Genomic DNA, 12271 nt, shown 5'->3' on the forward strand with positions numbered 1-12271 from the left:
TTCAGCCTCTTTTGATGCTAGATAATAATTGGGTGTTTTCTAAATAATGGTCAAGATATTCTTGGCCATTTTTTTGTTGTAATTCAGCTGAAAAACAGTTCAAAATGGCTGTTTCATGTTGTGCGATGATAGTCATGATTGATTGATGCTCTGTCGCAGAGGCTTGCCAGTCACGGTATTCTTGCTCGTAGGGTTTAGCCCAATCATAAAGTGTTTTTAATAACTCTTCCAAGGGAAGGTGTAGCCACTTGCGTGCATCTTGCTGACCTTTTTCAGTCATGGTTACCACGTCAAAGGGATATGTCTCAGGTTGTTTTAATAAGTGAGACAACAGTATCTCCGCAGTGATGCTTTCAACTTCAATTAATTTATCCCACAACGCAATACGCGTGGCGTCTTCTTCAATATTTTTAAATAACGTAAAAAAGGCAATGCCATAAAGTTCGCCTAGATACGCTTGATGTATTTGCTGATTCATTGTTATTCCTTTATCGGGGTTTTAGCTAAGCAAAGATTTACCTTTCAATAGCTTTCTTAACCACATTCTATTTGGGTTTAACATTGCAAACATGTCATAGCTGATCGGTGGGGTTTGATGACAAATCATTGCAGCTAAAGCTTCTGCAGCCAAAGGTCCTGAACTTAGTCCTCTTGAGCCGAGCCCTCCTAAAACATAAAGTCCGCTATATACTGGTGCGGAGTGATGGCGCCAAAAGTCACGACTGGCTACGGTGAGCTGATGTTGCTCCAAAGGCTCGGTATTATATTGATCTAATATGGCGTCAATATCTGGTGCAAGCCCCATCATAGGACAGTGGTCTCTAGTGACCATTCTGACACCCACTCTGGCGTTGTTGTCTGATACATCAATATCACTCACCCAGTCTCTTTGTGGAAAACTATGATGCATTTTTTGCGCATTTTCTTGTTGCTCGGTAGGGCAAAAACGTAAGTCATCAGGCGATTTTACATAACTAGCGCCAACACAATGGTGCTGATTATTTTCAGGGGTTAAATAACCATGAGCACAAATAACGCTATTAAGTTTAGTTAATTGTCCTTTTGACGGAATATGGCTTACTTGCCCTCTAAAGCCTGTGACTTGTAGTTGTTTTGTTTGTTGATACTCAGTGAGTTGCGCCCCTGATGCAACAACGACCTCAGAATGTAGAAATGATTGTACCGCAGAATTTTTGTTCGAGTTAGGGGGGGATTTAGGGTGTAAGTCTGAGGTTTGTTCAGTCGTGTTTAACTGCCAAAGGGTTCCTTGACGAGTTAGTTCACTAATTGGGGTATCAAGTCTGATCTCGACTGTAAGCCCTTTGTTTTTCGCAATAGCTTGCGCATAGTCTACGGCCGATTGAGCGAATTGATGCGGACAAATCCAACCAGCCCAAGGGTAGTAAAAGGCAGGCTTATCTATGGTGATACCAGCGAGCATATTAGCTTCACTTGGTGACACTTGGGCTGCAACTTCACTTGGCCAAGCTTGTCCTTGGATGATTTTAGTTAATCTTGCATCGCTACGCTCATCAAACCCAGTTTGTAACACGCCACAAAACTGGTGCTCAACAGCGTAACCTGCATTTTCAAGTTGCTTAAGCCTACGACGACTGAATAAAAAAGCCTGCTGAAAGTATTGGCTCATTAAGTTGTTATCAGGCGTTAAAAGCGGATAAATAGCGCCTTGTTTATTACCTGAAGCTCCATCAGCAAGCATACTGTCTTTGCAATAAATCGTGACGCTTCTGCCTTTTTCGACGAGCGATAGTGCAAGGTGAGCCGCTGCAATACCACCGCCGATAATGGCAACACTCTCTTTTGAAGTCGATGTATTCGTAGGTTGAGCGCTTGCACTGGGTATGCAATAAGCGTACTGGCGCTGATGGGAATACCTTAATGCTTTTCTTTCAGCAGCAGGAATGTCGCAATCTGGCGTACTTGAGCGTTCACTGGTGTTGCTAATGTCGTCTCTATTGCTACTTTGCGCATTGATGATAAAGCCTGATTGACTCGCTAATACTGTTATCGCTGAACATTCAACACGGTCAATTTCCTGCGGATAAGCATAAAAGCATGCATTATCTTTACTTAACCTTCCCATCTGCCAAAACAATTTTTCTGAAATATGGTGATCTATATACTCAGTTGAGGTCGTATGAGGAAGGCAATGCCAATACTCAATGGCATCAGCTTCGACACTTTGAATACCTTTAAGGTTATGCTCAATATCACCAAAATAAATATCAACAATGAATTGACCATGATCAAATATGAGCCGCTGACAACCTTGAATATTGGCAATGCAAGCAGTGTGTAACTGCTTTGAAAACTCCACTAAGTGCTGTGAATTAATCGTTGCTTGATTTTGCGGCATTGCTAAAAATTGACCCAACTCAATGCTATTAATTGAATAGGGGTCAAAAACACTCAGCCTTACAGGACGTTTGAATTGTTGAGATAATTGCCACAACAACATGATTTCCATGGCGTTACCGAAGCCAATTTGCCCAATCGAGCAGCTTTTAGTTGAGTTTGCCTTGTTGGACAAGACAGTTTCATAATAATGCCTTATGCTTGCTGCATAATTAGGGTTTTGACAGTAACTACTTGGAAAATTAGTCGATATTGTTGCACAATCTCGGGTAACTATAGGGAAGTCAGTGGTTATTTGGGTCAAAGCTCATTACTCAATGTGGTTCAATTGAGATTATTTTACCTATGTTTATTGAAAGCTGACCACTTTATTCGTCTAAAGCGGATATCATTGCGGCAGCAAAATTAGGTACTGACATGTACAAAATGGATAGCAAATAATGAAAAGAGTCGTAATAACAGGTTTAGGTGTTGTTTCTAGCATCGGTAATAACAAGCAAGAAGTGACAGATTCACTAAAAGCTGGACGCAGTGGTATTACCCATTCTGACCAATTCGAAGAAATGAAATTACGCAGTCATGTGTGGGGGGATATTAAATTAAACCCAGCGGACCACATTGATCGTAAAGCGTTACGCTTTATGGGTGATGCTGCCGCATATGCATACATTGCAATGCAAGAAGCGATCAGTGATGCCAACTTAACAGAAGAACAATATTCTCATCATCGTGTTGGCTTAGTTGTTGGTACAGGTGGTGCTTCGTCTAAAAACCAAGTTCAAGCGGCAGATACGTTACGTGAAAAGAGCGTAAAACGTGTTGGTCCTTACATTGTTCCTCGTATTATGGCGAGTACGGCAAGTGCATGTTTAGCCACACCATTTAAAATTAAAGGCATGAACTATTCAATCAGTTCTGCTTGTGCAACTTCTGCGCATTGTATTGGTCATGCAGCTGAGCTTATCCAAATGGGTAAGCAAGATATGGTGTTTGCTGGTGGTGCAGAAGAATTGGATTGGACCCTAACAATGGGCTTCGATGCAATGGGTGCATTATCAACTAAATATAACGAAACCCCAGAAAAAGCATCGCGTACTTATGATGCTGACCGAGATGGTTTTGTTATCTCTGGTGGCGGCGGAATCGTTGTTGTTGAAGAGCTTGAGCATGCATTAGCTCGTGGCGCTAAAATTTATGCTGAAATTATTGGTTATGGTGCATCGTCAGATGGCTACGATATGGTGGCACCTTCTGGTGAAGGCGCTGTGCGTTGTATGCAAATGGCACTTGCTGATGTCGATACTCCGATTGATTACGTCAACACTCATGGCACATCGACTCCTGTTGGTGATGTTCGTGAACTTGAAGCGATTCATGAAGTTTTCCAAGACAATATTCCACCAGTAGCGTCGACTAAGTCAATGACTGGTCATGCCTTGGGTGCTGCAGGTGTTCATGAAGCCATCTACAGCTTATTAATGATGGAAAACAGCTTTATTGCACCTAGCATCAATATTGATACTCCAGATGAAAAAGCGGCTGGCATCCCATTGGTTACAGAATATCGTGATGCTGAACTGACGACTGTAATGAGTAACAGTTTTGGCTTTGGCGGAACTAATGCCACGTTAGTTATGCGTAAAATGAAGTAATATATTATCTCATCGCTGGCGTAGGCTAGTGTTTTGATATCGATAAAGCCTTTAGCTGAATGCTAAAGGCTTTTTTATTGCGATTAACCCACTTTGACAGTCAGTCAAATTACCAATTAAGAACACTTTATTTCTTTTTGTAGATAACTGCTGAGTGTAATTAGTTGATAGAATGATCGAATAACTCACATAAATAAGGTCAAACATTAGAATGAACATAGTTGCAGACGAGAATATGCCGTACGTCGAAGCGTTATTTGGTGAAATCGGAAAGATTACCCGTGTAAATGGTCGCCAGTTAACGCCAGAGCAGCTTATTGATGTTGATGTTCTTCTAGTCCGTTCTGTCACTAAAGTGAATGCAGAGTTGTTATCACAAGCCAATAAACTTAAATTTGTTGGTAGTGCCACCATTGGTACTGATCATATTGATTTAGCCTTACTAGAACAACGTCATATCCCTTTTACTAATGCACCTGGCTGTAACGCAGCAGCAGTGGGGGAGTTTGCTTTTATTGCTATGCTGGAATTGGCTAAACGATTCAAACAACCTTTAAAAGACAAAGTGGTAGGAATTGTTGGCGCAGGTAACACAGGTAGCGCACTTGAGCATTGTCTTAATGCTTATGGTATGAAGGTCTTGTTGTGCGATCCATTACTTGAGGAACAGCAGTTAGCGAACCGCAGCGCGACTAATATCAGCGACAAAAATTCCCGTCAGTTTGTGTCGTTAGACACCATTATCGAGCAAGCTGACATAATTAGCTTACATGTTCCTATCACTAAAACTGGACCGCACAAAACCTGGTACTTGTTTGACGAAGCTAAATTGAATCAATTGAAACCGCATGCTTGGTTACTGAATTGTTGTCGTGGTGAGGTTATTGACAATCGCGCTTTGATTAAGGTGAAACAACAACGGGATGATCTCAAACTGGTACTCGATGTGTGGGAAGGCGAGCCTAACCCTATGCCAGAATTAGTGCCTTTTGTTGAGTTTGCGACGCCACATATCGCAGGATACAGCTTAGAAGGTAAAGCTCGCGGCACTTATATGTTGTTCGAAAAACTGTGTGAAATCTTTGGTCTTGAACACCAAAAATCGCTGTTGAACTTACTGCCTAAATTTAACATTAGTCAGTTACACATCACTGACAAGGTATCTGAAACTCAATTACTCACGCTAGCAAGATTGGTCTACAACCTCGCTGATGACGACTATTTGTTTAGAAATAGCTTCCTTAATAACCATGGGTTTGACCATATGAGAAAAAATCACACTCATCGACGTGAATTTAGTGCATTGTCGCTAGTCAACACGGGTCATTGTGAGGTAGATTGGATGTTTAAATTAGGTTTTTCAGGAGTCGAGCGTTAATTATGTCACAGGAATTTAATGTTGTTGTTTTAGGTGCGTCGGGCGCAGTGGGTCAAACTATGATTGAGATCCTTGAAGAGCGAAAATTCCCAGTCGCAAACTTATACCCATTAGCGAGTAGCCGCAGTGCTGGCGAAACCGTAAGCTTTAATGGTAAACAAGTAGAAATTCTTGATGTGGACACGTTTGATTGGAGCCAAGCACAAATTGGTTTCTTCTCAGCTGGTGGTGACGTTTCAGCTAAATGGGCGCCAATAGCAGCGGAGCATGGTTGTGTGGTCATCGACAATACTTCACATTTCCGCTACGACATTGACGTGCCGTTAGTTGTACCAGAAGTTAATCCACAAGCGATTGCTGACTTCCGTAATCGAAACATTATCGCAAACCCTAATTGCTCAACCATTCAAATGTTAGTGGCATTAAAACCTATTTATGATGCATTTGGTATCTCACGTATTAACGTGGCAACTTACCAATCAGTGTCTGGCTCAGGTAAACAAGCTATTGATGAATTAGCAGGGCAATGCGCTAAATTGTTACAAGGCTTACCTGCTGAAAATAAAGTTTATCCAAAGCAAATCGCTTTCAATGTGTTACCACAAATCGATGTGTTTATGGAAAACGGTTACACCAAAGAAGAAATGAAAATGGTGTGGGAAACTCAAAAGATTTTTGGTGACCACGATATCGTTGTTAATCCAACAGCTGTACGTGTTCCTGTGTTCTATGGTCACTCAGAAGCAGTCCACTTAGAAACTCGTCAACCTGTTGAAGCTGAACAAATTAAAGCGGTTTTAAGTGACGCTGAAGGTGTGGTGCTTTTCGAGAATGATGAAGACTATCCAACTGTAGTAACTGACTCAGCAGGTACCGACCCTGTATTTGTTGGCCGAGTAAGAAAAGATATTTCTCACGATTACGGTATAAATTTATGGGTTACGGCCGATAACATCCGTAAAGGTGCTGCTTTAAACAGTGTTCAAATAGCTGAAGTTCTGATCAGAGATTATTATTAATCTACTATGAATAGAGTTATTTAGACTAAAAAGCCTGCAGCCTGCAGGCTTTTTTCGTTTTACCGCTGTCAGCAGTAGCAGGGTGACTAATTCTGGTTTATAGTCGTAATTAATAAAAACAATTACCTAAAGCCAGTTGTCATGAAGACAACCCGATCGCGCTCAAAGGGAAAGATTGATGATTTTTCGAACCTCTTATTTTGTTGGCATGATGGCCTGTGCATTGGCCGCTGTTTCTGCATCTCAAATTATCGAGCCTGCCCACGCAGAAACGCTCAAAATTACCGGCCCCAATGGAGAAGTTGTCAACGCTCCAACCCGTCAATATGGGCCAACGACTTCTTCGGATACGTTTTGGAGTATTGCCCAAAAAGTTAGGCCAAACCAGAACGTTTCTGTTTATCAAGTGATGGCGGCATTATTTGATGCTAACCCTCATGCGTTCAGTAGTAATAATTATAACTCACTTGAACGTGGCATGACCCTACTCGTGCCATCGGCTGATGTGATGGCACAGATCAGTGCTGCAGATGCTAAGTTACGTGCCGAAAATAATGACAAGAGATTACCCAACGCTAATCCGGCTAAACCTGCAGCGAACAATACTACTGCCGTTGAAACATCAGTGCCTGCTACGGGTAAAAAACCATTACAAATTGTTGCCAAGCAACCGACAGCTGAAGAATTGGCTCAGCAAGCGGCTTTATTAGCGCAGCCTGAAATTGACGAGCTAACAGCGAAATTAGAAGACGCGCAAACCAAAGCATTGTCACTGACTGATGAACTGGCTCGCGCTGAGGATACATTATTAGTCAAAGATGCAGATAACAATGCATTGAAAGCAAAAATCCAAGAGCTCACTTTGCAGTTATCTGCAATGCAAGAGGATTTGCAATTACTTACCGAGAAGTATCAAGCATTAGATACAGAACATCAGGCATTAGTTGAAAAAAATAATCAGCCTCAGGTTATTGAAGAGCCAACAGATTTTTGGCGTTCATTGTCAGAAAATATGATTTTGCTAGCGATTGTTGCAGCATTACCACTGATTATTATTTTCCTCGCTATCTTCTGGCTCATGCGTCGTAAAAATAAAACTGAACCTGATTCTGCAGCTCAAACAGAGCCTGTGATTGATCAAGCTAGTGAAGAGGCCGTATCAGAAGTCGATGATATTGATAATTTAGCGGTTCACTTAGATGAAAATGAGAAATCGCCAGAAAACATTGAAGACTTATTAGATCTAGATAACCAAGACACAGGAGAGCTCACTCTCGATGGTGAATCTGATGCTGATATGTATATCACCGAAGAAGAACCAGCGGAAGAATCTGATGAAGGCACCTCTTTAGATGATCTTTGGGCTGAGGCGATGGAAGAGCAAGAAGAGGACATGCAGCCGCTTGAAGCGGATGAGGATGACTTAGACAGCCTTCTTGAAGGGCTCGATACCAATGATGATGTCATTGAGGCTTCATTGGAAGAACCATTACCTGTTGACAGTGTTCCTGCCGATAGTGACTCAGATGAAAGTGCTGCTGAAGACGACATAGATAATTTACTCACAGGCTTTGATGAGCCAGCGGTTAATGAGTCTGCTGCAGAAGAACCAGCTCAAACAGATAGTCAAAGTGATGCGCAAGATGACATCGACAGTTTACTAGCAGGCTTTGATGAACCAGCAATTGATGAACCAGCGGTTAATGAGTCTGCTGCAGAAGAACCAGCTCAAACAGATAGTCAAAGTGATGCGCAAGATGATATCGACAGTTTACTAGCAGGCTTTGATGAACCAGCAAATGATGAACCTGCGGTTAATGAGTCTGTCGCAGAAGAGCCTGCTCAAATAGAGAGTCAAAGTGATGCGCAAGATGACATTGACAGCTTACTAGCAGGCTTTGATGACCCAGCAATTGATGAACCAGCAATTGAAGAACCAGCGGTTAATGAGTCTGTCGCAGAAGAGCCTGCTCAAACAGATAGTCAAAGTGATGCGCAAGATGACATCGACAATTTACTAGCAGGCTTTGATGAACCAGCGGTTAATGAGCCTGCCGCAGAAGAGTCAACTGAGACAGATACTCAAAGTGGTGCAGAAGATGATATCGACAGCTTACTTGCTTCAATAGATGTACCTGCGGAACAAGAGCAAGATTTCACTGCAGAGATTGCCGCAGAGCTCGAAGAGGATGTTGCTGTCAGTTTGGATGAATCGTCCGATATTGATGACCTCCTTGCTGATGTTGATACAGAGAAAGAGTTTGCTCCATTAAGCAACGACGGATTGGATGTTGAACAAGTTTTGACAGCAGAGCTTGAGCAAATTGAATCTGAGTTAGCCATTGACACTGATAATGATGATATTGACTCGCTTATTTCTGATTTAGAAACGGACTCTACAAATGAAGCTCAAAATCAGTTTGCTGAAACGTTAGAAGAAAGCACCGCGGTTTCTGAATCAGATTTAGATGAGTTGCTAGCCGATGTTGAAGCAATAGAGCCAGTTTCGGTAAATAATACCGAACCTTCAGACGAGTTGAAATTTGCACCGGGCGATGAATCAACACTGAATATTCAAGATGATATACCGACCGGTGAGCAGCAAGAGGATCCTTTAGTTGCTGAGTTATTAGCAGCTGAGCAAGCCGATCAACAAGTGCAGCAAAGTCATGATGAGCAAGACTCTGATATTGATGAATTGGACGCATTATTGGCTGATTTCAATGTTGAAGACTTTGATATTGACAAGAGTGATTCAGACAAGAGTGAGTTAGATAGTAGCAACAGTGAAGTTACTGCGCCAAAGGTGGCCGACACACTTGAGACCGATCTTCATGAGCTTGAACTTAATGAACAAGATGACGTTCCATTATTTGTATCTGATGAAGAAATAAATGAGCAGGACAGCATCTCAGAACAAGATTTTGATGCCATGTTAGCGGGATTATCTGCCGATGAGCCAGATACCATCATCGAACAACAACCTGATACAGAGGCATTATCGAAAGAGTCAGGCTTTTTCGACGATTTAAAATCTAAAAAAGCGGATGCAGCGAGTCTTGATTGGGAAGCTGATTTATTCCAACAAGCGTCAAATCATCCAGCATCGGAAGCGCAAGTTGATGATATCGATGATGAGACTTTCCAATTAACCGATGACAATTTAACGGTTGATGAAGCGCTAGCGGCCCTTGATGCAGAAGAAAGTAATAAACAGGATGCTAGGTTAGATTCTGATGAGTCATCTGACATGGTTTCAGATACTGCGCTAAATACCTTCGAGCAAGAAAATGGTTTTATCGACATCGATAAATTGTTAAATGATGCTGATGAAGATGTCGAAATTAGCGATCAATATAAAGATGTTGCTGTTGAAATGGGTGAAGTGAACTCACTCATTGGTAATGCTGAAATGATTGATGTTGACGATGAAGAAAACTCAGTGAACGCCAAGTTAGACTTAGCCAGAGCCTACATTGAAATTGAAGATGAAGATGCAGCAAAAGCAATCTTAAAAGAAGTTCAAATTGACGGTAATGAACGCCAGCAAACCGAAGCTGGCAAACTACTTGACGAGATGAGTTAAGCTGGAAATTAATTAATCATCATTCATTCGATTAATTTCCTATTTCATCACGAACAAACGGCGCTAAATGCATGCGCCGTTTTTTTTGTGCTAAAATGCGCGCTCTTTAAATCTGAGGGTAATTTTAATGCGTGTGGCGTTAGGTGTCGAATACGATGGTAGTCAATATTTCGGTTGGCAAAGACAAAAAGAAGTTGTGTCTGTGCAAGAAAAAATCGAAGCCGCTTTATCATCAATAGCCAATGAATCCATTGAAATTATTTGTGCAGGTCGAACAGACTCAGGTGTGCACGGTACTGGACAAGTGGTCCATTTTGATACCCAGTCTACACGTCAAATGTCGGCGTGGACCTTAGGGGTCAATGCCAAATTACCAGATGATATTGCCATTCGATGGGCAAAAGAAGTCGATGATACATTTCATGCTCGCTTTTCTGCCACGGCGCGTCGATATCGTTATATTATTGATAATAGTGAATTTAGGCCTGGTATATTACGTCACGGATTAAGTCACTATCATTACGCACTTGACCATCAATTAATGCATCAAGCGGCTCAACTTTTTGTTGGCGAACATGACTTTACTAGTTTTCGCGCGTTACAGTGCCAAGCTCATAGTCCAGTAAGAACGATAGAATTTGTGAATGTCACTCGCCAAGGCGCATTCATTATTGTGGATATTAAAGCGAATGCTTTTTTACATCATATGGTGCGAAATATTGTTGGTACACTCATCGAGATTGGACAATCTAATCAAAAAGTCGAGTGGGTCAATGAGCTTTTGGCGCTAAAAGATCGCAAGTTTGCCGCACCAACATCCAAACCTAATGGTCTATATTTAGTGGATGTAACTTACCCTGAGCATTTTGAGTTACCTAAGCCACCTATGGGGCCATTATTTATGTTGGATTGATTAATCTATCCGGTAATCAATGACATTGAGTTAAGGAATAACATGAGTTCAGTTAGTGACAATCAACCTTGTTCAGCACCGACAGATTCGGCAAGCTTGTCTCAGTGGTTGGATTATCTTTTATCTATTCATCCAACCGAAATTGAAATGGGGTTAACGCGTGTAACAGAGGTCGCTAAGCGATTAAATGTACTATCCCCTCAATCAAAAGTGATTACTGTCGCTGGCACAAATGGTAAAGGGACAACCTGCGCCATGATTGAGTCAGTATTAATTCAAGCCGGCTTTACTGTTGGCGTTTATAGCTCACCGCATTTATTAAAATTTAATGAGCGAGTGCGGATTAATCAGCAAGATGTTTCTGACAGCGCATTAATAGCAGCATTTAATGCAATCGAAACAGCGAGAACTTTGCCAGATAGCGCCACTATATCCTTGAGTTTTTTTGAATATGCAACCTTAGCTGGCCTGTACTTATTTAATATTGAAAAGCCTGATGTCGTGCTATTGGAAGTTGGGCTAGGTGGGCGCTTAGATGCCACCAATATTATTGATGCTGATGTCAGTGTGATTACCTCGATTGATATTGACCATCAAGAATACTTAGGTGATACCCGTGAGCTAGTCGGGCGTGAAAAAGCAGGCGTGTTTCGTCCTGAATGCCTAGCTATTATCGGCGAGCCAGACCTGCCTCACACTGTGTTAGATTACGCAGCAGAAATTAATGCGAATGTTTATCGCGTTAACCATGACTTTAATTACCACCTTAATGGCGACACTTGGCAGTACATTGGTGCTAATTGTGTCTTTCATAAGTTGCTTTTACCAAAACTGCCGCTTGCCAATGCCGCCACAGCTGTTGCAGTAATAGAGCAAACTTGGCCAAGCATTAGCCCTAAAGATATTATGACGGGTATTGCTAGAGCATCATTAGCCGGGCGTTTAGAGCAAGTACAAGACAGCCCAAAGGTGTTAGTCGATGTGGCGCATAACCCACATGCAGCGAAGTATTTGGCTTCCCAGTTACAACAATATAAACCTGCACGTATTATTGCTTTATGTGGCATGTTAAAAGACAAAGATGCAGCCGCAGTCTTGTCTGAACTGAAAGGCGTTATTGATGAATGGTATTTTACCGATTTACCAGTGGAACGAGGGTTAGAGGCCACTGCATTAGCTGGTATGCTTGCACAACATGAACCACCGCTAAAATCATCACATTTTTCTTCGATAAATCAAGCATGGCAAAGTCTTAATGCAAATATTACCACTGATGATGTGGTAATTGTTTTTGGCTCATTTTACACTGTGGCTGGCTTTAGCGAATTATTATAAAAGGGAATACAC

At 41.8% G+C, this 12271-nt stretch carries 8 protein-coding genes; 6 read left to right on the forward strand and 2 right to left on the reverse strand.

The features are described 5' to 3' along the window. Position 1 precedes the first annotated feature (1 nt). Together J8L86_RS19730 and mnmC are read right to left on the reverse strand one after the other, a co-directional pair. Entirely contained in the window at positions 2 to 478 is a 477-nt protein-coding gene (locus J8L86_RS19730) for a hypothetical protein (protein ID WP_211031340.1), read from the reverse strand. A gap of 21 nt (positions 479 to 499) precedes the next feature. After that, positions 500 to 2551, reverse strand: a complete 2052-nt coding sequence (mnmC, locus tag J8L86_RS19735; RefSeq protein WP_211031341.1) for an FAD-dependent 5-carboxymethylaminomethyl-2-thiouridine(34) oxidoreductase MnmC — start codon at positions 2549 to 2551, stop codon at positions 500 to 502. 265 nt (positions 2552 to 2816) lie between these two features. Between mnmC and fabB the strand changes: the two genes are divergently transcribed. From fabB to folC, 6 genes are all read left to right on the forward strand, one after another. Beyond that, positions 2817 to 4028 carry a beta-ketoacyl-ACP synthase I gene (gene fabB, locus J8L86_RS19740; RefSeq protein ID WP_065110650.1) on the forward strand — a complete coding sequence of 404 codons (1212 nt, stop codon included), beginning with the start codon at positions 2817 to 2819 and terminating at the stop codon, positions 4026 to 4028. A 211-nt stretch (positions 4029 to 4239) separates the two neighbouring features. Continuing rightward, complete coding sequence (locus J8L86_RS19745; protein WP_211031342.1) at positions 4240 to 5406, forward strand: 4-phosphoerythronate dehydrogenase; 1167 nt, start codon at positions 4240 to 4242, stop codon at positions 5404 to 5406. Between the two features lie 2 nt (positions 5407 to 5408). Then, positions 5409 to 6425 (forward strand): aspartate-semialdehyde dehydrogenase, encoded by a 1017-nt coding sequence (locus tag J8L86_RS19750; protein ID WP_065110648.1) that lies wholly within the window; start codon positions 5409 to 5411, stop codon positions 6423 to 6425. Positions 6426 to 6603: 178 nt separating this feature from the next. After that, complete coding sequence (locus J8L86_RS19755; RefSeq protein ID WP_247663567.1) at positions 6604 to 10011, forward strand: FimV/HubP family polar landmark protein; 3408 nt, start codon at positions 6604 to 6606, stop codon at positions 10009 to 10011. A 127-nt stretch (positions 10012 to 10138) separates the two neighbouring features. Further along, the gene (truA, locus tag J8L86_RS19760; protein WP_065110646.1) at positions 10139 to 10924 is read left to right on the forward strand and encodes a tRNA pseudouridine(38-40) synthase TruA; all 786 of its coding nucleotides are present in this window, start codon (positions 10139 to 10141) and stop codon (positions 10922 to 10924) included. A 42-nt stretch (positions 10925 to 10966) separates the two neighbouring features. After that, complete coding sequence (gene folC / locus J8L86_RS19765; protein ID WP_211031343.1) at positions 10967 to 12259, forward strand: bifunctional tetrahydrofolate synthase/dihydrofolate synthase; 1293 nt, start codon at positions 10967 to 10969, stop codon at positions 12257 to 12259. Positions 12260 to 12271 lie beyond the last annotated feature (12 nt).

It is taken from the genome of Shewanella sp. MMG014 (assembly GCF_018100775.1).
Classification (GTDB): domain Bacteria; phylum Pseudomonadota; class Gammaproteobacteria; order Enterobacterales; family Shewanellaceae; genus Shewanella; species Shewanella japonica.

Coding starts and splice junctions, on each gene's coding strand:
- J8L86_RS19730 (WP_211031340.1), bottom strand. CDS start 478: ATGAATCAGCAAATACATCAAGCGTATCTAGGCGAACTTTATGGCATT.
- fabB (WP_065110650.1), top strand. CDS start 2,817: ATGAAAAGAGTCGTAATAACAGGTTTAGGTGTTGTTTCTAGCATCGGT.
- J8L86_RS19745 (WP_211031342.1), top strand. CDS start 4,240: ATGAACATAGTTGCAGACGAGAATATGCCGTACGTCGAAGCGTTATTT.
- J8L86_RS19750 (WP_065110648.1), top strand. CDS start 5,409: ATGTCACAGGAATTTAATGTTGTTGTTTTAGGTGCGTCGGGCGCAGTG.
- J8L86_RS19755 (WP_247663567.1), top strand. CDS start 6,604: ATGATTTTTCGAACCTCTTATTTTGTTGGCATGATGGCCTGTGCATTG.
- truA (WP_065110646.1), top strand. CDS start 10,139: ATGCGTGTGGCGTTAGGTGTCGAATACGATGGTAGTCAATATTTCGGT.
- folC (WP_211031343.1), top strand. CDS start 10,967: ATGAGTTCAGTTAGTGACAATCAACCTTGTTCAGCACCGACAGATTCG.